Genomic DNA, 24,140 nt, shown 5'->3' on the forward strand with positions numbered 1-24,140 from the left:
CGGGATCGGCTAGTTTGGCGCCATCGCAACGGATTTGAGCGCATGGCGATCACCTACGATCTGGTCAAGGAGGTCACCGCCAATCTCTACGATTGGTCGCTGCGCCGTATCCCGGAATCCTCCAAGGCCGAATTCCGCAAGGCGCTCGCGACCGAAACCGAGCCGCAGGCCCGCCAGACGCTGGCCTTCATGCTCGACAGCGCCGAGCGCGCCGAGCAGACCGGCAAGTTCCTCTGCTCGGATGCCGGCGTGCCCTCATACACGCTCAAGATCGGCTCCGGCGTGCGCATGGAGGGCGATATCCGCCAGGCCATCGTCGACGGCTTCGCCGATCTCGTCCGCACGATCCAGCCGCCGCTCCTGCGCTTCGTCACCAACCCGCTGACGAACGAGCGCAGCTTCCACGGCAAGGACATGCCGCTGGTCTCCTGCGAGCTGATCGGTGATGTCGACTATCTCGACATCACCTGCGCGCCCAAGGCGCTCGGCGGCGGGCGCTGGGCCGCGATCGAGACGCTGGTCAGCCCGAGCCTGGAGGAGATCGAGCGCTGCATCCTCGAACTCGTCCTGCGCGCGGGCGGCCAGCATTGCCCGCCGGTCGTCATCGGCGTCGGCATCGGCGGCACCTTCGACCACGCCGCCAAGCTCTCCAAGGACGCGACGCTGCGTCCCTTCGGCGAGCGCAATCCCGAGCAGATGGTCGCCGAGATGGAGGAGCGCCTGACCCGCGCGGTCAACCGGATGGGTTTCGGCCCGATGGGCGTCGGCGGCTCGACCACGACTTTCGGCGTCCATATCGAATACGCCTCGGGCCATGGCTTCACCCCCGTCGCGGTCTCCTTCAACTGCTGGATCAACCGGCGCACGCGGGCCCGCATCCATAATTCCGGCGTGGTGGAGCGGATCGAATGACGACCCCGTCGCTCCGACGCCTCACCCTGCCCCTGTCCCGCGAAGACGCGCGATCGCTGAAGCTCGGCGATGTCGTGCTGCTCGACGGCGACGCGGTCGCGACCGTCGGCATGCCCACGCAGAAGCGCATGGTCGCGGAGCTGGCGGCCGGCCGCGAATTGCCCCTGCCGCTGCGCGGCGGCGCCTTCTTCCATATGGGCGTGAGCTATGAGGAGGCAGCAAACGGCCCCGGCCCGCTGCACTACGTCAACCCGACAACGTCGAGCCGCTTCGACCACCTGATGCCGACCTTGATCCGGACGCTGGGTCTCAGCGCGACCGGCGGCAAGGGCGGGCTCGGCCGCGACAGCGTCGAGGCGATGCGCGAGGTCGGCTGCGTCTATTTCTCCTTCGTCGGCGGTGCCTCGGCCCTGCTGAGCCAGGGCGTCCAGGCCGTGACCGATTGCGCCTGGACCGACCTGATCATGCAGTTCCGCCTGAACCGCATCCGGCTCGACGGCTTAGGGCCCGTCATCGTCGCCATCGATGCCCACGGCAATTCGATCTATGAGCGCCTCATGGCTTCGGCGCGCGAGCGGATGCCCGACATCCTTCAATCGCTTCACCCCATGACGGGCAACGACGAGACATCGCGATGAAAGTGATCGAAATCACCCGGCCGGGCGGCCCCGAGGTCCTGGCATTCGGCGAGCGCCCGCGGCCCGAACTCGGCCCGAACGACGCGCTGATCCGCGTCCGCGCCGCCGGCGTGAACCGCCCCGACATCCAGCAGCGCCGCGGGCTCTATCCGCCACCGCCCGGCGCGACCGACCTGCCCGGCCTCGACGTTGCCGGTGTGGTCGAGGCCGTCGGCGCCGACGTGACATGGCCGAAGGTCGGCGACAGCGTCTGCGCGCTCGCGAACGGGGGCGGCTATGCCGAGTTCTGCGCGGTGCCTGCTTCGCAATGCCTGCCCTTGCCCGATGGATTCTCCTTCGAGCAGGCGGCCGCGCTGCCGGAAGTCTTCTTCACCGCCTGGAACAACGTGATCTGGCTCGGCCGGCTGGCCGAGGGCGAGACCCTGCTGGTCCAGGGCGGCACCAGCGGCGTCGGCATGGCGGCGATCCAGCTCGCCAAGCAGTTGCGGGGCGCCCGCGTGATCGCGACCGCGGGCTCGGCCGAGAAGCGCGCGGTCAGCCTAGAGATCGGCGCCGACCATGCCGTCGATTACCGCGCCGACTGGGTCGCCGAGATCGAGGCCGCGATCGGCAAGGAAAAGGTCGATGTCGTGCTCGACGCGCAGGCCGGCCCCTATACCGAAAAGCAGCTCGGCCTCCTCGCGCCGGACGGGCGCGTTGTCCTGATCGCCAGCCATCTCGGCCAGACGGCGGAGGTCAATGTCCGCAACATCGTCCGCCGCCGATTGACCCTGACCGGCTCGACGCTGCGCCCGCGTGACGCCGCCTATAAGGGCCGGATCGCGGCAAAGCTCTTGGAACATGCCTGGCCGCTGCTCGCCGACGGCAGGATCCGCAGCCATATCTGCGCGACCTTCGACTGGGCCGATGTCCGCGACGCGCATGCATTGATGGATGCCGGCGAGCAGATCGGCAAGGTCGTCCTGACCATGCCGGGCTGAGTGTCGCAGGCGCGACCTGAAAAACTGCAAGCAAGCGCTGCGGGTTCTGCACTAGTGTCGGCCTTAGTCGCCGTCACGCCGGACCTGCAGAGTGTTCTCCTTCGCGCCCGTTCAATCCGTCCTCAAGGCGCTGCGCCTGCTGACCGAGGTCAATCGCTCCAGCCCGGCGACCGTGGGCGAACTGCATCGCCGCACCGGGCTGCCGAAGCCGACCATCGTGCGCCTGCTGGAAACGTTGATCGACGCCGGCTACGTCACCCGCGACGAGCGCATGCGCGGCTATCTCGTCACCTCCCAGGTCACGCAACTGAGTTCGGGCTTCCACGGCGCGCCGATGGTGATCGAGGCCGCGCGCCCCTGGGCGACGGCGCTGACCCGCCAGATCAAGTGGCCCTGCACCGTCTGCCTGCTCGATTACGACGCGGTGATCGTCCGCTTCAGCACGATTCCCGACAGCCCGATCTCGCCCTTCCATGCCACGCTCGGCTATCGCCTGAGCCTCGGCGGGCGGGCGCTCGGGCGCGCCTATCTCGCCTTCTGCCCGGATGAGGAGCGCGCGGTGCTGCTCGCCGCGATGCGCGCTTCTCCCGACAGCGAGAACAGCAGCCTGACTGACGAGGATATCGAGCGCCTGATCGCGCAGGCCCGCTGGCGCGGCTATACCGAGCGGGACACCGCCGTCGAGCCACGCAACTCGGCGACGATCGCGGTCCCGATCAAACTCGGCGAACGGGTGCTCGCGACCTTCGGCGTCACCTTCTTCCGTACGGCCGTCGCCAATCCCGAGGACAAGGCGCGCATCATCCATCCCTTGAAGAAGGCCGCCGCCAGCATCGAGGCGCAATTGGAAGCGCTCTCGCAATCCATGGGCGTCGCGTTTCAAGGTGAGAAATGACGCCCCATTTCCGCAGCCGCGCGACGGCGCGCGCCTAGTCTTCGCCCAACGCGTCCGCAGTGACGCCGTGGGGAGGAGCATTCAATGGAGCGACAGCTCTCACGTCGTGGATTCATGGCCGGGATCGCCGGGGCAAGCGTCCTGGTAGGCAGCCGGTCGGCCTTCGCCGATACCTGGCCCAGCCGCGCCACCAATATCGTCGTGCCCTTCCCGGCCGGCGCCTCGACCGACGTGGTCGCCAGGCTTCTGGCCGAGCGTCTGCGCGGCGAGCTCGGCCAGGGCTTCGTCGTCGAGAACAAGACCGGCGCCGGCGGCAACATCGCCGCGACCAGCGTGGTCAGGGCCGCGCCGGATGGCTACACCCTGATGTTCTCGTCCTCCGGGCCGCTGGCGACCAACAAGCTGCTCTACAAGACGCTGAACTTCGATCCGCTCGCGGATTTTTCGCCGATCGCCGTGCTCGGCGACGTCCAGGGCATCGTCGCGGTGCATCCTTCGCTGCCGGTCAAGTCCTTTGCGGAGCTCGTCGCCTACGGCAAGGCCAATCCCGGCAAGCTCACCTTCGGCAGCCCCGGCTTCGGCCTGATGGGCCACATGATCGGCGAGCTGATCCAGCGTAAGGCCGGTTTCCAGATGACGCATGTGCCCTATCGCGGCTCTGCGCCGCTGGCGACGGACCTGCTGGCCGGTGTCGTCAATGTCGCGATCGACTTCATCCCCGCCTACATCCCCCATGTCAAAAGCGGCGCGATCCGCGGACTGGCGGTCACCAGCGACCAGCGCGCGCCGCAATTACCGGAGGTGCCGACGGTCGCGGAGTCCGGTCTGCCGGATGTGAACACAACGGGGTGGTTCGGCCTCGTCGGCCCCAAGGGCCTGCCCGAGCCGGTGGTGTCGCGCCTCGCCGCGATCACCCGCGCCTATGTCGAAAGCGCAGAGGGGCGCGAGAAGCTTGCCGTGATCGGCGTGCGCGCCCGCAGCGGCGACGGGGAGGCGATGCGGACGGCACAGGCCATGGAGATCGCCCGCTGGGCCGATGTGATCAAGGCCGCGGGGATTTCGCTCGATTGAGCGCGAAGCAATCACAACCCAAAGCAGAACGGCCCGGAGCGATCCGGGCCGTTTTCGTTCCGCCCTCAGGCGGCCTGATCTAACCCCAGCAGTTCCGCCGCATGGCCGCCGGTCATCCGCCTGATCTCGGCTTCGGTGAACTGCAGGTCGAGCAGGTGGCCGACGATCTCGCGATAGCCGTCGACCGGGCGCGGCGAGCCGGTAAGCCCGAGATCGGAGCAGAGCACGGTGTTCTCGACGCCGGCGACCTCGATCACCCGGCGCAACTCCGGCAGATCGAACTTCTTCGATTTGCCCTCGACGAACATGCAGATCGAATGCTCCATCACCGCACCGAGGTCGACGAGGTGGCGGATTTCCGCGTCGCTGCAATGGTTGACCATGTAGGTCGGGTGATTGACGAGCAGCTTCTTCACGCCACGGGCCTTGCCCTCTTCGAACACGGCGAAGAGTTCCGGGGTCGAGAGATGGCCCCCGGCCAGGATGATGTCGCCCTCGGCGATCAGGTCGAGGATCTGCTTGACCTCGTCGATCAGCTTGCCGTCAGGGCCGAAGGCCGTCAGCGGAATCGGATCGAGCATCTTCTGCGCGGTCTTGGGGAAGGTCTTCACCGCGCCTGAAGCGAGCACGTCGATATGGTTCTTGGCCGAGAGCGTCGGCATCCAGACGATCTTGCCGCCGAGCTTGATCGCATGATCGACCGCATGCGGGTTGAAGCCGCCTGAGGCGTTGTTCAGCGCGATGCCGGAGAACAGCCTCACGCCGGTATTCGGCACAAGCTTCTCCAGCAGGATCGCGTGCGCGGTGCCAAGGTAGAAATGGTCCTTGTAGACGACAGCGCGGAACTTGGCCGCGGCGGCGTCCAGCATCGCCTCGTGGTGGTCGAGGATGCGCGGCATCGCGGCCGGGCCGCTATGGCAGTGCAGGTCGACGGCGCCGACCAGGAGATCGGCGATCTGGCGGCTGCGCGCGTCGGTATTCGTGGCGGTAGCGGTCATGTCCGTGGCCCTCACGCGGTTTCGCCGGGCATCGGATAATCCGCGGCGTTGATGACCCAGCCCGGCTTCAGCGAGAAATCCAGGCGGGGCGGGGAGAAGATGTCGATCATCTGGTTCAGGCCCGGCAGGACCGAGCGCGAGGTATGGATCGACGGCGGCGGGATCACGGTGAGCGAGGGCGCCGCCATCAGCTCGTGCTCGTCCTCGCGCCAGATGCGCATGTCCGGCGTCCAGGGCCAGCGGATGTCGTGGATATAGCCGCCGTCGATCACGAGCGAGCCCTGCTCGAAATCGTCGTGGTGGTGCGGCGAGAGCGTGGTGATGTCGCGCAGGCCGAAACGCGGATCGAGCATGTTCACCATCAGCGTCGTGCAGCGGAAGATGCTGCCGAAGCGCCCAGTGCCGCCGGCATCGACATCGAGGCTGTAGGAACGGATCTTCCAGCCCCCACGCGGCTCCGGCCAGGGCTGGAGCAGCGCGACATTGGCATGGGGTGCTGCGTAGGAGGCCGCATTCGAGCAGGCGGCGGCGAGATCGGGAGCCACGCTGGAGAAGATGCGGATCAGGCGCCCCTTCCCGGCCACCGTCACCTTCGATGCGCCGGGCGGAATGAAAACGATCGAGCGGCCGGCAACCTCGACCGTCTCGCCGCCGGCCGTGATCGTTGCGCCGAGCGTCTCCTCGGGCAGGATCAGGCAATATTCGTCGGGCTGCGCCGGGCGTTCCAGCGCAGCACCGGCCTCGACATCGGAATAGGCGACGATGAAGTTCTGTCCCCGCGCCATCCAGGTCTTGAACCCATTGCCGGCCTGCTGCGGTTCCTCAGCATAGAAGCGGGCATAATCGGCCCCGGCATAGGCCTTGACCGCCGGCGCCTTGGCGGCGGGCTGTGCCGCCAGTTGCGAGCGCGGATCGCTGGAAGGATAGCTGGACACGGGTGCGGTTCTCCTATCGCTTGGCGGCGGCTTCGACCCGGCTCCGGGCGGCCTGCATCTGTGAGAGGGTGTCGCTCGCGGCCTTGCGCAGAAAACCCTGGTCCGAAGAGAGGATGAAGGCGCTGGCGCCACGCTCGGCAAACGCGGCGGATTCCTCGCCATTATCCGTCATCACGCAGACCGGCTTGCCGGCGGCCTTCGCGGCCCGGAAGATCGCATCGACCGCGTCGCGCACGACCGGCGCATCGCGGGTCGGGGCTCCGAAGGCAACCGTGAGATCGCCGCGGCCGATGAAGACGGCATCGAGCCCCTCGACAGCGAGGATCGCGTCGATCCGCTCCAGCGCGGAGGGGTCCTCGATCATCGCAATGGTGGCGACGGCCGCGTCGGAGGCATCGACGAGGTCCCACATCTTCGAGCCGCCATAGCGCCCGGCACGGGTGACGCCCGAGAACCCGCGCTTGCCGCCGCGATAACGGCAGGCCGCGACCAGCGCCTCGGCATCTTCGACCGTGGCGATGTGGGGCGCGAGCACGCCCTCGGCGCCGCAATCGAGCACCGAGAGGATGGCATCCGCCGAGAGCGTGGGCACGCGGACGACGCCGGCGATGCGGGCGGCCCGCGCCGCCAGCAGCGCGATATCGGTCGTATTGCGGTCGAACGGCGCATGCTCTTGGTCGACGACGATGAAGTCGTAGCCGGAAGCCCCGAGGATTTCGGTCGCATGGGCGGTCGGCGTCTTGATGAAGCTCCCGGCCAGGAAGGCGCCATCGAGCAGGCGCTGGCGGAAGCTGTTCGGTGCGGGAGTCTGCATGCTGCGACCTGCCGGTTTCGATGGCCGCAATGATGGGCATAGGTGCAGCCGGGCGTGGCCGGAATTGACCGCGTTTCACGTTGCGAAATGCATCGACGCAAGCCTGCCCCTGGGTCAGAAAGCCGACAGGATCGCGCCGGGATCAACGAAACGGCGGATCGTACCGTCTGAAAGGCCATCGCAATGAAGAAGCGCCTCCTGCTGCTCGCCGGCTTGCTCGCCGCCACCGCCCTGCCCGCCGCCGCCGGCACGCTCGAGAACGTCCGGGCGCGCGGCGAGCTGGTCTGCGGCGTCAGCCCAGGCGTGGCCGGCTTCTCCGTGCCGGACGAGAAGGGACTTCTGGGGCGGCTTCGACGTCGATATCTGCCGCGCGGTCGCAGCCGCCGTGCTTGGCGACGCCAAGAAGGTGCGCTTCACCCCGCTCAGCCCCAAGGACCGCTTCGTCGCGTTGCAGACCAGCGAGATCGATGTCCTGTCCCGGCAGGCGACATGGACGCTCGGGCGCGACACCCAGATGGGCCTGCGCTATGTCGGTATCGGCTATTACGACGGCCAGGGCTTCATGGTCCGCAAGTCCGCGAACATCACCTCGGCCAAGGACCTGAACGGCGCCTCGGTCTGTGTGCCCACCGGCACCACGACGGAACTCAACATCGCCGACTATTTCCGGGCGAACGGCATGAAATACGAGGGCGTCGCCTTCGAAGCCGGCGATCAGGTCGCGAAAGCCTTCGAATCCGGCCGTTGCGACGTGTTCAGCAACGACGTCTCGGCGCTCTCCGCCTATCGGCTGAAGCTGGTCAACCCGGCCGAATACGTCATCCTGCCCGACCTGATCTCCAAGGAGCCGCTCGGCCCCGTCGTGCGCCAGGGCGACGAGGCCTGGACCAGCATCGTGCGCTGGGCGCTCTACAGCATGATTGTGGCCGAGGAACTCGGCGTCACCTCCGCCAATGCCGACGGGCTCAAGACCAGCGGCTCTCCCGAGGTTCAACGCCTGCTCGGCAGCAACGGCAATTTCGGCGAGTCCATGGGGCTGAAGCCGGATTGGGCGCAGCAGATCGTCAAGCAGGTCGGCAATTACGGCGAGGTCTACGAGCGCAATGTCGGCACCGGCTCGAAGCTCGGCATCGCACGCGGCCTCAACCGGCTCTGGACCCAGGGCGGCCTGCAATACGCCCCGCCGATCCGCTGAGCGCCGATCTCAACGATCCTGACGAGACCACGCCCGGCCTTCGTGCCGGGCGTCTTTGCATCAAGGACAATCCAATGGCGGTCTCGAACACCTATTCGGCGGAAGTCCTGAAAAGCTTCGCCATCGCGTTGCTCGAAGCAGCCGGCGCACCGTCCGAGAACGCCGCCATCGTGGCCGAAGCCCTCGTCGACGCCGACAGCGAAGGCCTCCCCTCGCACGGCCTGCTGCATCTGCCGATGTATCTCGCCCGGATCGCGGGCGGCTCCGTCGATCCCAGCGCCACCGGCGAGATCGCCATCGATCAAGGCGCGCGCCTGACACTCGATGCCGGGAACGGGCTGGGACAGGTCACGGCGGAAGCCGCCTGCGAAATCGCCATCGCCCGCGCCGATACCCATGGAATCGCGCTGGTCGCCGTCCGCAACGCCTTCCATTTCGGCGCCGCCGGGCGCTTCGCCCGCAGGATCGCGCTCTCCGGGCAGATCGGCATCGTCATGGCGAATACCCGACCGATGCTGCCCGCCCCCGGCGGAATGGAGGCGGTCGTCGGCAACAATCCCCTCGCGATCGCGGTTCCCACCAAAGGCGAACCCATCGTCCTCGATTTCGCGATGAGTGCCGGTGCCATGGGCAAGATCAGGCTCGCGGCCGGCCAAGGCGAGCCGATCCCGGAAGGCTGGGCGCAGACGGCGCAGGGCCTGCCGACGCGTGACGCGCTGGAGGCGCTCAAGGGCACGCTCCTGCCGGCAGCCGGAGCCAAGGGCTTCGGCCTAGCTTTGATGATCGACCTCATCGCTGGCGGCCTCTCCGGCGGCGGCATGGGCGAGGCCGTGCAGCCGCTCTATGGCGACATGGCCCGCCCCTATGACAGCGCAAACCTGTTCCTGGCGATCCGGATCGACGGGTTGCGGCCGCGTGCGGAATTCGAGGCGGCAGCATCGGGCCTGGCCGACCGGGTCCGAACCTCGCGGATCGCTCCGGGAGCCCCGGCAATCCGCATCCCCGGCGACCGGGCAGCCCAGGCGCGCCAAGGTTTCGGCGGCCTCACATCCCTAGGGGAGGACACGCTCGAAGCGCTCCGGAGTCACGCCCGCCGCCTCGGCGTCACGATCCCCGCAGCCCTTGCCGATGCTGGCGTGAAATAGACGCTTGGAGCGCACCGACACCGCACGCGACGTCAAGCCGCAAACCAAACCGCATCACAAAAGATGCCGCGAACCTGTCATGTGATGAAAAGCCTTGGTGGAGCTGAGGGGATTCGAACCCCTGACCTCTGCAGTGCGATTGCAGCGCTCTCCCATCTGAGCTACAGCCCCAAGGCGCTGGCCTTCTAGGCTGTGCGTCGCGTGGATGTCAATCACTTCCGCCATCTGATTGTGGCGCAAGCAGGGGATATTCCGCGTCACCGTTCCGGACAGGCCTAAAAGGAAGATCGATGCGTGCCGTTCTCGACGTGGTTCTGCTCGCCCTGCAGATCTATGTGTGGATTCTGATCGCCTCGGCAGTGCTGAGTTGGCTAATCGCCTTCAACGTCATCAATACGCGCAATCAGTTCGTTTCCACCGTCTGGGACGCGATCTACCGCGTCACCGAACCCGCGCTGCGGCCGATTCGCGAGCGCCTGCCCAATCTCGGCGGCCTCGATATCTCGCCGATCATCCTGCTGCTGATCATCTATTTCATTCAGAGCGTGATCGTCCGCTACATCTACCCCAACGTGTTCTAGAGCGTGACATCGGGCCGAAAGGTGGAATGCACTTTTCGCAGGCCCCGATGCCAAAGCCGGGAGATGGATCGCCGCTCTGCGCCCGGTCGGGCATGTAGCGGTCCATTCGCGCTCTGCGCCGGGCGCGACCCGCGATCCGTCACGACGCATTCGACCTTGCATTGACCGGCATGCAGTATGGCCGCCTCGCCAACGCCTAGAGGTTTCCGCATGGCCGCTGCCGCCCCCCCCTATCGCAGCCAGAACTGGGCTCTGACCAAACCTGCCGCGCGCGGCAAGCACGGCGTCGTCGTCTCGCAGAGCCGTGAGGCTGCGGAAGCCGGAACCGCGATCCTCGAACAGGGCGGCAATGCCGCCGATGCCGCCGTCGCCGCGTGCTTCGCGCTGGCCGCGGTCGAGCCCTGGAACAGCGGGCTCGGCGGCATCGGCTTCGCCGTCGTGCTCAAGGCCGGCGAAACCCGCGCGCAGGTGGTCGATTTCGGGCCGGTCGCGCCGCGCCGCGCCGATCCAGCCGACTACCCCCTGACCGGCGAGATGAAGAAAGACCTCTTCACCTGGCCGGAAGTGGTTGACGACCGCAACATTCACGGCCCCCTTTCCTTCGTCACGCCCTCCTCCGTCGCGGGCTACAAGAAGCTGAAGGAGGCCTTCGGCTCGAAGCTGCCGCTCGCTGACATCCTCGCGCCGGCCATTGCGCTCGCCAAGCGCGGCCTGCCGGCCGACTGGTACACGACGCTGAAGATCGCCTCCTCGGCCTCGGTCCTGCGCCTCTATGCGGAGAGCGCGCGCATCTACCTCCCGGGCGGCTTGCCGCCGGTACCGCCCTATCAGGGCATTCCGGGCTTCATGAAGCTGGGGAATCTCGGTGACACGATCGAGCGTCTGGCAAAAGCCGGGCTCGACGACTTCTATCGCGGCGATGTCGCGAACCGGATCGTGGCGGATATCGCCGAAGCCGGCGGCGTGGTCGATGCCCAGGACCTGGCGGACTGCAAGGCCGAGCTCCGCGAGGCCCCGACGATCGACTGGCGCGGCAGCCACCTCATCCATACCGCGGGCGGACTCACCGCCGCGCCGACGCTGGAACGCGTCGTCGCCGGCATGGCCGATGCCCCGCTCGACGGCGACGGCCCCTCCGCCGCCTGGTTCGCGCAGCTCTCGCGCGTGATGCGCGAAGCCTACAAGGAAAGGCTCGACGGCCTCGGCGCCGCCGTGACCGCAAAGGAGCCGGGCGACACCTGCACGACCCATCTCACCGTGGTCGATGGCGAGGGCAATCTCGTCACCGTCACCACGACGCTGCTCTCCTCGATGGGCAGCCGCGTCGTGCTGCCCTCGACCGGCGTGCTGATGAATAACGGCATGATGTGGTTCGATCCGCGCCCCGGCAGTGCCAATGCGATCGCGCCGGGCGCCCGCCCGCTCTGCAACATGTGCCCGGTCGTGGTCACGCCAAAGGATGGCGGCTGGCCGCGCCAGGCGATGGGCTCCTCCGGCGGGCGCCGCATCCTCGCCAGCGTCTACCAGACGCTGGCCTGGCAGCTCGATTTCGACATGGGCACCGAGGCGACCGCGCATCAGCCGCGCATCGACGTCTCCGGCCCGGATTCGGCCAGCGCCGACCTGCGCCTGCCGGCCGAGACACTTGCCGCGCTGGAAACGGCGGGCCCGACCGCGATCGTCGAGCACAGCGTGCTGCCGATCAATTTCGCCTGCCCGAACTTCGTCCGCGTCGACAGGAACGGCGCCGAAGGATCGAGCGACGCCGCCTCGCCCTGGTCGGCGGCGGTGGCCGCGACGCGCTGAATCAAAAAGGGCGGCCGTGAGGCCGCCCTTTTCCATATCGTTCTGCGCTCAACCTCGTTTAAGGCCCCAAGGATAGGGCGCCGAGCCCGCGAGCATCCCGGTCATGTCCTTGCGATAGGCTGTGCGGCTGACGAACTGGCCGAGCGGAATGGTCGCGACCTCTTCGAGTGCCAAGCGGGCCAGCGCCTTGGCGCTCTTGCGCTGCGCGGCCTCGTCGGGCGCGTAGAGCCATTCCTCGGCCAGGGCCTCGGCCGCATCGCTCTTCCACCAGCCGAACCAGCCCTTGTCGCCCTGCCCGCGCACCAGCGTCGACATGGCCGGGTTGCCCCAGCTCGTTGCCGAGCCCGTGGTGTGGAAGATGCTCCAGCCGCCCTTATCGGTCGACTCCCGGCTGCCGCGACGCTGCACGACGGTGCCCCAGTCGCTCGCCGCCATCTCGACATTCATGCCGAGCTGCTTGAGCAGTTCGAAGGTCACCTCGCCGAGCGGGCCGATATCGGGGAAGTCGGTCGGGTTGATGATGACGACCTTCTCGCCATTGTAGCCGGATTCCTTGAGCGCCGCCTTCGCCTTCTCCAGGCTCTGCGGCATCAGGTCTTCCTGCTCGCCGTCGTAATAGGGCGTGCCCGCGCCACCACAGGCTGCGGCAGGTCTGCCAGAGCGTGGTGTCGTCGCCCTGGGCGGCGCGCATGTAATCTTCCTGCTTCACCGCCATGCGGACAGCGGCGCGCACCTTCGGATTGTTGAAGGGCGCCTGCAGATGATTGAGGCGAATGACCGCGCCGCGGCCGGCCTTGTCGATGACCTCCTGCTTGATGTCCTTGTTACCGGCCAGCATCGGCTGGAGGTCGGTGAGCGGACGCTCCCACCAGTCCACCTCGCCGCGCGTCAGGGCCGCCCCGGCCGTCGCCGGATCGGGCAGGATGTTCCATTCGATCCGCTTGAAATGCGCGACCTTGCCGCCGGCATTGCGGCTGGGCGGCTCAGAGCGCGGCTTGTAGCCCTCGAACTTCTCGTAGACGACCTTGCTGCCCGAAACATACTCGGCCGCGACGAACTTGTAGGGACCCGAGCCCATCATCTCGGTCACCTGCGTATTCGCGTCGGTCTTGGCGAGGCGCTCCGGCATGATGATCGGCGGCTGGTCGGATTTCGCCAGGCAGTCCAGCATCATCGGGAAGGGGCGCTTGAGCTTGATCTCGACGGTGCGCTCGTCCGGCGCAGCCCAGTCCTCGACCGCGCGGCCGAGCAGCTGGCCATAGGGGTCGCGCTGCGTCCAGCGTTTCAGGCTCGCGGCGCAGTCGACCGCCTTGACCGGCGTGCCGTCATGGAAGCTCAGGCCTTCGCGCAGCTTGATGCGCCAGGTCTTGCCATCGGCGGAAACCTCGTGCCCCTCCGCCATCTGCGGCTGCGGCTTCAGGTTCTCGTCCGCCCCGTAGAGCATGTCGAAAACATAGTAGCCGTGGTTGTTGGTGACGGTCGCTGTGGTCCAGACCGGGTCCAGCGCCGACAAATTGGCCTGCGGCACGAATTTCATCACCGTTGTGCTGGCCTGTGCCGCCGCCAGCCGCGGCAAAGCCGGGCCGGCCAGGCCAAGCGCAGCCGTCCCCATCAGAAAATCACGACGCTTCATTCTTCGTCTCCCCATTATGGTTGGTTTGGAATGCAGTCCGAGCGTCAGGCGAAGCCCATGAAGTTCGGGCTCTCGCTGAGCGGCCGGGCCTTGGCGAGCCTGGCGAGATCCGGCACCGGCCGGGCGGTCAGCGGATCGCCCGCGAGCGCGGCTTCCAGCGCCGCCGCCACCGCCAGAACCTTGGCATCGCCGCCGCGCGGCCCGACGATCTGCAGGCCGAACGGCATGCCGTTACGGTCGAGCCCGACCGGCAGCGAGATCGCGGGATGCCCGACGATGGTGACGGCATAGGCCGCCGCCAGCCAGTGGAAATAGGTCCGGGTCGGCTTGCCGTCGATCTCGGACGGGAAGAGCTCGGTCCAGGGCCGCGGGCTCAGCGTCACCGCCGGCGACAGGATCACGTCGTAATTCTCGAAGAAGCGCTGCCAGCGCTGGTAGATCACCGTCTGCTGCTTCATCGCGCGGGTGACGTCGAGCGCGGAATAGCCGAGCCCCTCCTCGACATTGGCGCGGACATTCGGCCCGACCATGTCCGGCGTGTCGCGGACCTTGTCGAGATGCGCGGCGAGGAAGTTGCTCGCGCGCAGGATCTCGAAGACCTCGTCCGTGCCCTCGCAATCCGGCGTCGCTTCCTCGGCGGCCCGGAAGAGTTGGCTGAAGGCCTTGGTCTTGTCGAAGAACGTGTCGCGGATCAGGCGCTCGGTCGGGGCGAAGCCGAAATCAGGGGTCAGCGCCACCTTGAGCGAGGCGAGATCGATCGCTTCGGGCCGGGCGAAATCCTCCGGACGGCGCACGCTCCGGCCATCGATCGTCGTCGCCAGCGGGTCGGCTCCGTTATCGGAGACGATGGCGGAGAGCAGCAGGCAGAGATCGGGCACATTGCGCGCCATCGGGCCGAGCACCGGCAGCGGCGACCAGCCGAGCTGGCGCTTCTCGCTGGGCACGAGGCCGGGCGTGGGGCGGAAGCCGACGATCCCGTTGAAAGCGGCCGGATTGCGCAGCGATCCGCCCGTGTCGGAGCCGGTCGCGAGCGGCACCATATTGGTTGCCAGCACGACGCCCGAACCGCCCGACGAGCCGGCGGCGCTCTTCGAAGGATCGAACGGGTTGCCGGTCGCGCCATAGACGGCGTTGCGGGTATTGGCGCCCGCGCCCCATTCCGGCGTGTTGGTCTTGCCTGCGACGATCGCCCCGGCCTTGCGCACGCAGGAGACGATAAGCTGGTCCTCCTTCGGCACGAAATCGCGATAGAGCGCGCTGCCATAGGTGGTGCGCAGGCCGGCGGTGTTCTCGAGATCCTTGATGCCGATCGGCAGGCCGTGCAGCGGCCCGAGCGCATCGCCGCGCGCCGTCGCCTCGTCGGCCGCAAGCGCATCCTTGCGCGCCTTGTCGTCGTCGCGCGCGACCATCGCGTTCACGGCGGGGTCGATCGCATCCATGCGGCGGATGCAGCTGTCGAGCAGTTCGCGGGCGGAGAGCTTCTTGGCGCCGATGAGGGCACGCGCGGCAACGGCACTGAGGTCGCAGGGTTCGGTCAAGGCAGATGTCTCCGTTGCGCTTCGCCCCACGCAAGCGCCATGCCGCACGGGGCAACGCAGACTAGGCGAGGGGACCGAGATGTCCATGACCCGGCGGCGCATGCGGCCCCTTCCCCCTGCGCGGGTTCGTGAACGCCCTGCCGGCCGCTGAAAAGACGCTTGGGCGAAGCCCGGCAGACGGGTTGCGCGATACCGCACCGCAACATCGACTTGACGAAACCGTCGGATTCCTATTCCACAGGAGCCATGGACAAGCCTGCTGAGCCATTCCCGCAGCGCCTGACGGAAGGCTATCGCTCCTTCCTCGACGATCGTTTCATCCGAGAGCAGAGCCGCTACGAAGAGCTCGGCGAAAACGGCCAGACGCCGAAGATCATGCTGATCGGCTGCTGCGACTCGCGCGTTTCGCCGGAAGTGATCTTCGATGCGCGCCCCGGCGAGATGTTCGTTGCGCGCAACATCGCCAATCTCGTGCCGCCCTTCCAGCCGGACGACCAGCTCCACGGCACCTCGGCGGCGCTCGAATACGCCATCCAGGCGCTCAAGGTGCAGCATATCGTCGTGCTCGGCCATGGCCGCTGCGGCGGCATCCGTGCCTTCGCCGACGACAGCCAGCAGGCGCTCTCGCCGGGTGACTTCATCGGCAAGTGGATCACGCTGATCGGCCCGGCCGCCGAACGCACCGGCGGGCGCGGACGCAACGAGAACTTCGAGGACTACCTGCAGCGGCTGGAACTGGCCTCGATCCAGCAGTCGCTCGCCAATCTCCGCACCTTCCCTTGCGTGCAGATCCTCGAGAGCAAGGGTCGCCTGCATCTGCACGGCGCCTATTTCGCCGTCGCCACCGGCGTGCTGATGATCCTCGACAACGCAACCGGCCAGTTCATCCCTGCCGTCGGCGAGATGCCCAAGCGCGTCCAGCAGATCCGCTGCTCCGAAGCCTGAATTCGGCGCGTCATCCCGTGCGCGCTGCAGCGTGAAACGCTGCTGCGCAGACACGGGACCGTGCTCCGGAAAGGGCGCCTTTTCTGCAAACGATCCCGTATCTGCGCAGCAGCACTGCGTGCCGCAGCGCGTACGGGATGACATCCCGCCTCACCCCTCATCCGCCAGCGGATGAAGGTCGCGCACCATGCTCTTCAGGCGCTCGTCGAGAACGTGGGTGTAGATCTGCGTCGTCGCGATATCGGCATGGCCGAGCAATTCCTGCACGACCCGAAGATCGGCGCCGTTCTGGAGCAGGTGGCTGGCGAAGGCATGGCGCAGGACGTGCGGACTCAAGGCCGCCGTCGAAAGTCCGGCCGCCCCGGCCAGTGACTTGAGATCCCGCGCGAAGACCTGCCGCGTCAGGTGCCCGCTCTCGCCCTCCGAGGGGAACAGCCAGCGGCCGTCCGCTGCTCCGGTTTCCTTCAACGCCTCCAGCCAGTCGCGTGCCGCCTGGCGTGCCGCGTCGTTCAGCGGAACCAATCGCTCCTTGTCGCCCTTGCCGCGCACGATCAGAAAGCGCTCGCGCGTCGTCGCGGCCGACAGAGGCAGCGCGATCAGTTCGGAAACGCGCAGGCCGGTGGCATAGAGCATCTCGACGAGGCAGCGCATGCGCAGGGCCTTCAACCGGACAGCCTTGGTGATGCCCTCCCGCTCACAAGCGGCCCGCGCCACCTCCAGCAAACGGTCGACATCCGCCACCGTCACCACCTTGGGCAGGGGCCGGCCCAACCGCGGCCCGGCAATGGCAGCCGAAGGATCGATGCCCGCAAGCCCTTCCGTGTAGAGGAACCGGTGGAACTGGCGCACGGCGGAAAGCCGCCGCGCCGCCGAGGAGGCCTTGAGCCCGCGCGCCGCGAGATCGGCGAGCCAGCCGCGGATATCCTCGGCCGTGGCATCGCTCGGCACCTTGCCGCCCAGGAATTCGAGGTAATCCGCGATGTCGCGCTCATAGGCGTCGAGCGTGTTGCGCGCCGCGCCGCGCTCGGCCGCCAGCATGTCGAGGAAGGCGTTCAGACGCTGGCGCGCGAGCCGGCTCATTTCGGTTGCAATTTGGCCGGTGGCACGATCTCGATCATCTCGCGCTGGACCGGCTGGATGAAGGTGACGAGCGCGATCATGCCCCCGAAGATCAGCCCGGCGATGATCCCTATGAAAGCCAGGAAACGGAACAGCGTCGGCACGTCGGGCGGACTCTCGCAATCGCTTGAGGTGCGCGCGATCCCGGCACCTGCCCCGTTATCCCCGATCGCAGCCGGGCGGCGCAAGAGCCGGCCGGCCACAGCCTCGTGCAAAGCGCATGACAGGGGCATGACGCAGCGGGCGCCCGGTGCTACAGCCGTGCCGAGGAACAGATTGTCATGACCGCCGCCGCCACCATCGCTGCTCCCGACACGACCGATCTGCGCGCCCTTCTGGGTGTGCGCGCGATCGTGCTCGTCGGCATGATGGGCTCCGGCAAGAGCTCGGTCGGCCGCCGGCTGGCAGGGCGGCTCGGCCTGCCCTTCGTCGATGCCGATACCGAGATCGAGACGGCCGCGCATATGACGATCCCCGAGATTTTCGCGCAGCGCGGCGAGGCCGAATTCCGCGAGGGCGAGCGTCGCGTCATCAGCCGCGTGCTGACGACCCGAGCGCCGCTGGTGCTGGCGACCGGCGGCGGCGCCTTCATGAATGCCGAGACGCGCGCGAGGGTGAAGGAACTCGGCATCTCCATCTGGCTCAAGGCCGAGCCCGAGGTGCTGATGCGCCGCGTCCGCCGGAACGCGAAAAGGCCGCTGCTCCAGACCGCCGACCCGGAGGCGACATTGCGCCGGATGCTGACAGAGCGCGAGCCGATCTACGCGCTGGCCGACATCACCATCCAGTCGAGCGACGAGCCTCACGAAGTCGTGGTCGGCGAAACCATTGCCGCATTGGGCGACTATCTCGCGCCGGCACCCGGAGCGACAGCATCATGAACGCCACCACGACCGACAAGACCGGCGCCCGCATCGTCGTCCCCGTCGCGCTCGAAGGCCGCGGCTACGACATCCATATAGGGCGCCACCAGCTCTGCGAGGCCGCGGCCCTGATCGCGGCCTTCGCGCCCGGCGCCAAGGCCGCGCTCGTCACCGACGAGAGCGTCGCGAGCCTGCATGGCGCAGCCTTCGAAACCTGCCTGCAGCAGGAAGGCATCGCCGCGACCCGCATCACCATCCCGCCGGGCGAGGCGTCCAAGTCCTATGCCCAGTTCGTCGCCCTCTGCGACGCGCTGCTGGCGGCCAAGATCGAGCGCAATGACCTCATCATCGCCTTCGGCGGCGGCGTCGTCGGCGATCTCACGGGCTTTGCGGCGGCAGTGCTGCGGCGCGGCGTGCGCTTCGTACAGGTGCCGACCACCCTGCTCGCCCAGGTCGATTCCTCGGTCGGCGGCAAGACCGGCATCAACTCACCTCACGGCAAGAACCTGATCGGCGCCTTCCACCAGCCGGCGCTGGTCATCGCCGATACCGCCCTGTTGGACACGCTGAGCGAGCGCGAGTTCAAGGCCGGGTATGCCGAGGTGGTCAAATACGGGCTGATCGACGATCCCGCCTTCTTCGACTGGTGCGAGGCCAACTGGAGCCGCGTCATTGCCGGCGGCCCTGAGCGCGACCATGCCGTCGCCGTTTCCTGCCGGGCCAAGGCCGCCATCGTCGCCCGCGACGAGCGCGAGGAGGGCGACCGCGCCCTGCTCAATCTCGGCCACACCTTCGCCCATGCGCTGGAGCGGCTGACGCATTACGATTCAGCCCGCCTCGTCCATGGCGAGGCCGTCGCGATCGGCCTGGCGCTGGCCTTCCGTTTCTCGCAGAGGCTGGATCTGTGCTCGGGGCAGGATGCCGGCCGTGTTTCGCGTCATCTCGACCATGTCGGCCTGCCCAGCCGCTTGCAGCAGGTGCCGGGCGGGGCCGGCAGCGCCGAGGAGATCGTCAACGCCATGGCGCAGGACAAGAAGGTCAAGCGCGGCGTGCTGACCTTCATCCTCGCCCGCGGCATCGGCAAGAGCTTCATCGCGCCGGGCGTCCCGGCCGAGGAGGTCCGCGGCTTCATCGAGGACGAGCTCGCAACCTGAGCCCGCTCAGCCAAGGCCGAGCTTGGTCAGGAAGTCGCTTGCGCGATAGCCGGGCTCCACGCCCTTCACGAGCATCGTGACGCCGCGCGAGTTTTCCGTCCGCAGTGGCAGGATGTCCCGATAGGCCGGTGAATCGTACCAGGCGCGCGCCCGCTCCATGTCGGGAAAGGCGATGATGACGAGGTCGCCCGACCACGGCCCCTCGACGATTTCGGGGGTCGCGCCGTGGATCAGGAACTGGCCGTCATAGGGCGCAAGCGTCCCGTCGATACGCGCAATGTAGTCGATGATCTCGGCGCCGACACGGACGTCCTGCAGATGGGCGATGGCATAGGCGGTCATGGTTCTCTCCTGCATTGGACGGCCGGGAGGCCGTACGTTGCGGAGGACCATGACGCGTGAAGCGAATGGGGTCGATTACCACGGGGGTAATCGCCCAGCCGTCAGGGGCTGAACACCAGCACGATGAAGACGAAGAACACCGCCAGATGCACCGCACCTTCCAGCATGGTGGTGCGGGTACCGGTGAAGGTCAGCGTCGAAAGCAGCAGCGTCATCGCCGCGATGACCATATTGGTCGCCGAGAGGCCGAGCACGACCGGCTGGCCGGTGAAGACGCCGATCAGCAGCACGGCCGGCACGGTCATGCCGAGCGTCGAGGCCGCCGCGCCCAGGCAGAGATTGACCGCCCGCTGGAGCTGGTTCGAGGTGATCGCCCGCAGCGCCGCGATGCATTCCGGCGTGAACACCACCATCGCGATCAGGATGCCGCCGAGTGCCGCCGGCGCCCCGAGCTTGGCGATGCCGAAATCCAGCACGGCCGCAAGGCCCTTCGACAGGATGACGATCGGCAGGATATTGGCGAGCAGCAGCGCGACATGGGGCAGCACCTCCCGCATCGAGGAGGGCGAGGCCGTTTGGCCCTCTTCGCTGGCGGCCAGTGCCGGCTTGCCGTCTTCCGGCTCCGGCTCGTGGAAAAAGGCGCGGTGTCGCCCGGTCTGCAGGATGAGGAAGGCGCCATAAAGCAGCACGGTGAAGATCGAGAAGGCGACCGCCTGGAACGGCGTCAGCGTGCCATCCGGCGTCGATGTCGTGAAGTTCGGCAGGAACAGCGGGATCACCGTCAGCGGGATGATCACAGCGAGATAGGACGAGGCGCCCTTCAGGTTGTAGCGCTGCTGGAAATGCCGGAGTCCGCCGATCAGCAGGCCGATGCCGACGACGCCGTTGAGCACGATCATCAGCACCGCGAACATCGTATCGCGCCCGAGCGTCGGCGCGCCCTTGGCGCCGAGCATGACGGCGCCGACCAGCGCCACCTCGATGATCACGATCGAGAGCGTCAGGATCAGCGTACCGTAAGGCTCGCCCAGTCGATGGGCGATATCCTCGGCCTCATGGACCACGCCGAAGGCGGACCAGATGATGACGCCGATCAGCCAGAGGAAGACCAGCAGCGACGGCAGGGGCGCGCCGAGCTGGCCGAGCACGGTGTCGCCGAACAGCAGGAAAGCGGCAACCGAGGCCCAGGCACAGGCAAGGCGGAGCATCATCATCGTTCGTCGTCACTCGAGGATCGCGGCGGGAAAGGCTTCCGCCCAATAAGCGGGAAAGGCGACATCGGCGCAACGCCTTATCTCGCCCGCGATCCCCGGCTCGGCTCAAAAAGCGCGATTTGTCAGCCCGGAAGAATTTTTTGCGCGAGCGGACTCGCCGTTTCCTCGGAAGACACCGCGGGTTTGTCGCTGACGAGATACTGCGCCCGCGCCAGCGCCGCGAAGCGCCCGCCCTTGGCCACGAGCTCGTCGAACGTGCCCATCTCCTCGACCTGCCCTTGCTCGAAGACGAGGATGCGATCGGCATTGCGGATCGTCGCGAGCCGATGCGCGATGACGAAGGTGGTGCGACCCTTCATCACCTCTTCCAGTGCCTTCTGCAGCTTGACCTCGGTCGCGGCGTCGAGAGCCGAGGTCGCCTCGTCGAGGATCAGCACCGGCGGGTTCTTGAGCAGCGCGCGCGCGATCGAGAAGCGCTGGCGCTCGCCGCCGGAAAGGGTGCGGCCGCGCTCACCGACCAGGGTGTCGAGCCCGTCGACCTGGCGCGCCATCACCTCGGCTGCCTGGGCACGCTCCAATGCCTGCATCATCTCGGCATCGGTCGCGTCCGGCTTGCCGACGAGCAGGTTCTCACGGATCGAGCGGGCGAACAGCATCGGCTCTTGGAAGACGACGCCGATATTGCGCCGGAGCGAGAGCAGCGAGATGTCGCGGATATCGGTGCCGTCGACGGTGATCCGGCCCGATTGCGGATCGAAGGCGCGGTGCAGCAGGCCAAGCGTCGTCGACTTGCCAGAACCCGTCGAGCCGACCACGGCGATGGTCTCGCCGGGCCTCACCGCGAAGGAGACGTCGCGCACCGCCGCGCGCTTGCCGTCATAGGAGAAGGAAACGTCCTCGAAGGCGACGGCGCCTTCGAACCGGCCGGGATCGCGGGCACCGGGCTGGTCGCGCACGCTCGGCAGCGTGTCGAGCACCTCGAAGAATTCCCGCATCTTCGGCGCCTGCATGAAGATGAAGTTCACGAAGCTGACGATCTGCTCGAGACGCCCGACCAGCATGGTGGCGAAGCCCATGAAGGTGACGATCTCGCCGACCGTGGTCTGGCCGTGCATCAGCAGCCAGGTGCCGACGATGAAGATCAGCAGCACCGTCAGCGTCGCCGAGGCCCGCGTCGCGACATTGGCGACCGCCCACCAGGACAGAACCGGCAACTGCGCCGCCAGCACATTGGCAATGGTCGAGCGCAGGCCGCGCACCTCGGCCTCGATGCGGGTGAAGCTCTGGATCACCGGCACGTTGCCGAGCGCGTCCGAGGCCCGCTCCGCCAGATTCGAGTGATAGGCCTCGACATTGCTCTGCAGGCGGTCGGTCTTGCGCAGCACATAGGCGGTCAGCGAGCCGAACAGCACCACGAGCGCGACCAAGAGCAGCCCGAGCTGCCAGTTCTTCCAGATCGTGAAGGGCAGCAGCACGAAGAGCGCGACGGCCGAGGCGCAATGCTCGCGGAAGAAGGACAGCCAGAGGCCCCACATCGCATTGGTGCCGTCGAGCATCACTTTGAGCACGCGGCCGGAATGGGTCTGGGTATGGTAGGCGAGCGGCAAGGTGAGCGCATGCTCGAAATAGCGCGCCATCACGGTCAGGCGCGCCCGATGAGCCAGCCTGTCGGCATGCAGCGCAACGAAGACGCCGATCGCGATATTCGCAAGGCCGAAACCGACCCAGGCGGCGATCAGGAGGTTTATGCTGGCCCAGGTCAGCGTCCCGCCCGAGGTCTGGATCGTGGTCAGCCGATCGATCAACGCGCCGAACAGCATGGGCTCGGCGAAGGCGACCGCAGCCAGGGCGATATTGGCCAGCGCCAGGATGATGCCCAATCGCCTTTCGGGACCGAGTTCACCGAGGACGCGGGCATAGAGCGAGAACAGAGACATCACGACGAGCTTTAGCCGAACCGGCGCGCACGGCAAGCGGTCATCCAGCTGGTATCAAGAGGGCCGCGCCATGTTCGCCTCGGGCCGGCCCTGCCGAACGGCTTCAAGCCCTAAGACCGCAGAGCTTCCCCCAGCGCTTCCGCCGTCACCTCGGCCATCGCCATCTGCAGCTTGTAGGCACGGGTCTTCTCGCCGGGCTTCATCACCAGGATTACCGTCTCGCTGCCCGGACAGGCGGGATCGGCGCAAATGATCTCGTTGACGGCGATCGCAGCCGTCTCGGGCAGGCCGAGAAGCTCCCTGACCTGAACCTTCATGCGCTCGGCCAGGGCCTTGGCTTCGGCCTTCGCATCGCCGCCCTTGCGGGTCTCAGGCTTGCCGAAGAGGCCGAAACGCATCGCGCTCAGCTCGGCAGGACGAGCACGCCGGCCGCGCCGTCCTCAGCGCCGAAGGCGAGCCGCTTGCCGGCCTTGTCCCAGGCGAAGGCGCTGATGCCGCTGCCGCGCAAGGCCGGCCGCACCAGCAATTCGGAGCCGTCGGTCAATCGCACCATCAGGATGCAGCCATCGTCATAGCCGATCGCCAGCACCAGCGCGCCCGGATGGAAGGCCACCCGCGTGACGCGAGCGTGGCGCACACCACATTCGCGCGGCGCCTTGCCCTGCGGGCCGTCGCCCTGGAACGGCCAGACGATCGCGCCATCCGCGCCGCTCGACGCCAGCCAGAGCCCGTCATGCGACCAGGACAGTGAGCGGGGCTTGGCCGGGTAGCCGGTCATCCGCATATGGCCGGGCTTGTCGCCGAGCTTCCAGCCATGCAGCGCGTTCTCCTGCATCGAGGAGACGACGAAGCGTCCGTCCGGCGACCAGGCCACGTCGAGATGCGAGCCCTTCCATTCCAGGAATTCCGGCTTCGCCTCGGTGTTGGGATACCAGAGCGAGACCCCGTTCATCTGGGCAATGGCAAGGCGATAGCCCTTCGGCGCGAAGACGAGGCCTTGCGGTGTGCTCGCGGCGTCCAGCGTGCGGACGCGGCCCTTCTCGTCGCGGGCCTGCACGGTCTTGCCGGTGTTCCAGGCGAGATTGCCTGACGGAGACAGGGTGATCGCGTCGATCCAGCGGCGCTTCGGGTCTTTCGCGATCTCGACCGGCTCGCCTTCAAAGCCGGTCGCGACGACACGTCCATCATCGCCGCCGGTGATCAGGCGCTCGCCGTCGCCGGTGGCGCAGAGGATGCCGCCGGCATGGGCCTCGACGCTCTCGACAAGGGCACCGTCGCGCCAGCGCAACACGCGCCCGTCAGCGAGCGCGAGCACGAGCCCCTGCTTCAGCCAGTGGACCGCGACGACATGCGTCTCGGCAGCGATCGGGGTGACATGCTCGCGCAGCGAGACGGGTGGGGTCATCGTCGTCATAACGCGGCTTT

The 24,140-nt window shown here is 67.4% G+C and carries 24 protein-coding genes, 1 tRNA gene and 1 pseudogene; 12 read left to right on the forward strand and 14 right to left on the reverse strand.

Going from position 1 to position 24,140, the window contains the following annotated elements; genetic code table 11:
• The first annotated feature begins 42 nt into the window (after positions 1-42).
• The 5 genes from ACFJGT_RS22340 to ACFJGT_RS22360 all read left to right on the forward strand — a co-directional run bounded on the left by ACFJGT_RS22340 (position 43) and on the right by ACFJGT_RS22360 (position 4,496).
• Positions 43-912 carry a fumarate hydratase gene (locus ACFJGT_RS22340; RefSeq protein ID WP_377842645.1) on the forward strand — a complete coding sequence of 290 codons (870 nt, stop codon included), beginning with the start codon at positions 43-45 and terminating at the stop codon, positions 910-912.
• Positions 909-1,550 (forward strand): fumarate hydratase C-terminal domain-containing protein, encoded by a 642-nt coding sequence (locus ACFJGT_RS22345; protein ID WP_377842649.1) that lies wholly within the window; start codon positions 909-911, stop codon positions 1,548-1,550. Before ACFJGT_RS22340 ends, ACFJGT_RS22345 begins: the two co-directional genes overlap by 4 nt.
• Complete coding sequence (locus ACFJGT_RS22350) at positions 1,547-2,530, forward strand: NAD(P)H-quinone oxidoreductase (protein ID WP_377842652.1); 984 nt, start codon at positions 1,547-1,549, stop codon at positions 2,528-2,530. Before ACFJGT_RS22345 ends, ACFJGT_RS22350 begins: the two co-directional genes overlap by 4 nt.
• A 91-nt stretch (positions 2,531-2,621) precedes the next feature.
• On the forward strand, positions 2,622-3,425 hold the full coding sequence (locus ACFJGT_RS22355; RefSeq protein ID WP_377842655.1) for a DNA-binding transcriptional regulator: 804 nt from the start codon (positions 2,622-2,624) through the stop codon (positions 3,423-3,425).
• Positions 3,426-3,509: 84 nt separating this feature from the next.
• Positions 3,510-4,496 (forward strand): Bug family tripartite tricarboxylate transporter substrate binding protein, encoded by a 987-nt coding sequence (locus ACFJGT_RS22360; protein WP_377842658.1) that lies wholly within the window; start codon positions 3,510-3,512, stop codon positions 4,494-4,496.
• A 65-nt stretch (positions 4,497-4,561) separates the two neighbouring features.
• Here the strand turns inward: ACFJGT_RS22360 and ACFJGT_RS22365 are convergent, their stop codons facing one another.
• From ACFJGT_RS22365 to ACFJGT_RS22375, 3 genes are read right to left on the reverse strand one after another with little or no spacing between them, the layout of a single operon-like run.
• A complete protein-coding gene (locus ACFJGT_RS22365; protein ID WP_377842662.1) occupies positions 4,562-5,494 on the reverse strand; it encodes a DUF6282 family protein in 933 nt (310 codons plus the stop codon).
• 11 nt (positions 5,495-5,505) lie between these two features.
• Positions 5,506-6,429: a hypothetical protein gene (locus tag ACFJGT_RS22370; RefSeq protein ID WP_377842665.1), complete on the reverse strand. Its 924-nt coding sequence runs from the start codon at positions 6,427-6,429 to the stop codon at positions 5,506-5,508.
• Between the two features lie 13 nt (positions 6,430-6,442).
• Entirely contained in the window at positions 6,443-7,243 is an 801-nt protein-coding gene (locus ACFJGT_RS22375) for an HpcH/HpaI aldolase/citrate lyase family protein (RefSeq protein ID WP_377842668.1), read from the reverse strand.
• 183 nt (positions 7,244-7,426) lie between these two features.
• Between ACFJGT_RS22375 and ACFJGT_RS22380 the strand changes: the two are divergent.
• Positions 7,427-8,438, forward strand: a pseudogene (locus ACFJGT_RS22380) (amino acid ABC transporter substrate-binding protein).
• Between the two features lie 74 nt (positions 8,439-8,512).
• Complete coding sequence (locus ACFJGT_RS22385) at positions 8,513-9,583, forward strand: Ldh family oxidoreductase (RefSeq protein ID WP_377842670.1); 1,071 nt, start codon at positions 8,513-8,515, stop codon at positions 9,581-9,583.
• A 95-nt stretch (positions 9,584-9,678) separates the two neighbouring features.
• Here the strand turns inward: ACFJGT_RS22385 and ACFJGT_RS22390 are convergent.
• Positions 9,679-9,754, reverse strand: a tRNA-Ala gene (locus ACFJGT_RS22390).
• A 119-nt stretch (positions 9,755-9,873) separates the two neighbouring features.
• Here ACFJGT_RS22390 and ACFJGT_RS22395 point away from each other — a divergent pair.
• Both ACFJGT_RS22395 and ACFJGT_RS22400 read left to right on the forward strand, forming a co-directional pair.
• A complete protein-coding gene (locus tag ACFJGT_RS22395) occupies positions 9,874-10,164 on the forward strand; it encodes a YggT family protein (protein ID WP_377842672.1) in 291 nt (96 codons plus the stop codon).
• A 210-nt stretch (positions 10,165-10,374) separates the two neighbouring features.
• A complete protein-coding gene (locus ACFJGT_RS22400; RefSeq protein WP_377842675.1) occupies positions 10,375-11,970 on the forward strand; it encodes a gamma-glutamyltransferase in 1,596 nt (531 codons plus the stop codon).
• Between the two features lie 48 nt (positions 11,971-12,018).
• Here ACFJGT_RS22400 and ACFJGT_RS22405 read toward each other — a convergent pair whose 3' ends face one another.
• From ACFJGT_RS22405 to ACFJGT_RS22415, 3 genes are read right to left on the reverse strand one after another with little or no spacing between them, the layout of a single operon-like run.
• Entirely contained in the window at positions 12,019-12,417 is a 399-nt protein-coding gene (locus ACFJGT_RS22405; protein ID WP_377842678.1) for a hypothetical protein, read from the reverse strand.
• Positions 12,344-13,603: an ABC transporter substrate-binding protein gene (locus ACFJGT_RS22410; protein WP_377842680.1), complete on the reverse strand. Its 1,260-nt coding sequence runs from the start codon at positions 13,601-13,603 to the stop codon at positions 12,344-12,346. Before ACFJGT_RS22410 ends, ACFJGT_RS22405 begins: the two co-directional genes overlap by 74 nt.
• 44 nt (positions 13,604-13,647) lie before the next feature.
• On the reverse strand, positions 13,648-15,141 hold the full coding sequence (locus tag ACFJGT_RS22415; protein WP_377842683.1) for an amidase: 1,494 nt from the start codon (positions 15,139-15,141) through the stop codon (positions 13,648-13,650).
• A 246-nt stretch (positions 15,142-15,387) separates the two neighbouring features.
• Here ACFJGT_RS22415 and ACFJGT_RS22420 point away from each other — a divergent pair, with 246 nt between their 5' ends.
• A complete protein-coding gene (locus tag ACFJGT_RS22420; RefSeq protein ID WP_377842685.1) occupies positions 15,388-16,086 on the forward strand; it encodes a carbonic anhydrase in 699 nt (232 codons plus the stop codon).
• Between the two features lie 150 nt (positions 16,087-16,236).
• Here ACFJGT_RS22420 and ACFJGT_RS22425 read toward each other — a convergent pair whose 3' ends face one another.
• A complete protein-coding gene (locus tag ACFJGT_RS22425) occupies positions 16,237-17,166 on the reverse strand; it encodes a site-specific tyrosine recombinase XerD (protein WP_377842688.1) in 930 nt (309 codons plus the stop codon).
• Complete coding sequence (locus tag ACFJGT_RS22430; protein ID WP_377842690.1) at positions 17,163-17,309, reverse strand: histidine kinase; 147 nt, start codon at positions 17,307-17,309, stop codon at positions 17,163-17,165. The genes ACFJGT_RS22425 and ACFJGT_RS22430 overlap by 4 nt, the downstream gene beginning before the upstream one ends.
• 177 nt (positions 17,310-17,486) lie before the next feature.
• Here ACFJGT_RS22430 and ACFJGT_RS22435 point away from each other — a divergent pair, with 177 nt between their 5' ends.
• Together ACFJGT_RS22435 and aroB are read left to right on the forward strand one after the other, a co-directional pair.
• On the forward strand, positions 17,487-18,086 hold the full coding sequence (locus ACFJGT_RS22435; protein ID WP_377842692.1) for a shikimate kinase: 600 nt from the start codon (positions 17,487-17,489) through the stop codon (positions 18,084-18,086).
• A complete protein-coding gene (gene aroB, locus ACFJGT_RS22440; protein WP_377842695.1) occupies positions 18,083-19,222 on the forward strand; it encodes a 3-dehydroquinate synthase in 1,140 nt (379 codons plus the stop codon). Before ACFJGT_RS22435 ends, aroB begins: the two co-directional genes overlap by 4 nt.
• A gap of 6 nt (positions 19,223-19,228) precedes the next feature.
• On the opposite strand, the gene ACFJGT_RS22445 is transcribed toward aroB, so the two are convergent.
• The 5 genes from ACFJGT_RS22445 to ACFJGT_RS22465 form a co-directional block, all read right to left on the reverse strand.
• Positions 19,229-19,564, reverse strand: coding sequence for a DUF1330 domain-containing protein (locus ACFJGT_RS22445; protein ID WP_377842697.1), 336 nt, complete (start codon positions 19,562-19,564; stop codon positions 19,229-19,231).
• Between the two features lie 101 nt (positions 19,565-19,665).
• The gene (locus ACFJGT_RS22450; RefSeq protein WP_377842699.1) at positions 19,666-20,778 is read right to left on the reverse strand and encodes a calcium:proton antiporter; all 1,113 of its coding nucleotides are present in this window, start codon (positions 20,776-20,778) and stop codon (positions 19,666-19,668) included.
• Between the two features lie 122 nt (positions 20,779-20,900).
• Positions 20,901-22,715 carry a glucan ABC transporter ATP-binding protein/ permease gene (locus ACFJGT_RS22455; RefSeq protein ID WP_377849045.1) on the reverse strand — a complete coding sequence of 605 codons (1,815 nt, stop codon included), beginning with the start codon at positions 22,713-22,715 and terminating at the stop codon, positions 20,901-20,903.
• Positions 22,716-22,825: 110 nt separating this feature from the next.
• Entirely contained in the window at positions 22,826-23,113 is a 288-nt protein-coding gene (locus ACFJGT_RS22460; protein ID WP_377842701.1) for a hypothetical protein, read from the reverse strand.
• A gap of 5 nt (positions 23,114-23,118) precedes the next feature.
• Entirely contained in the window at positions 23,119-24,129 is a 1,011-nt protein-coding gene (locus ACFJGT_RS22465) for a WD40 repeat domain-containing protein (RefSeq protein WP_377842704.1), read from the reverse strand.
• Positions 24,130-24,140 lie beyond the last annotated feature (11 nt).

Origin of the sequence: Allobosea sp. UC22_33, assembly GCF_042700715.1 — a bacterium.
In the GTDB taxonomy this organism is placed as follows: Bacteria; Pseudomonadota; Alphaproteobacteria; order Rhizobiales; family Beijerinckiaceae; genus Allobosea.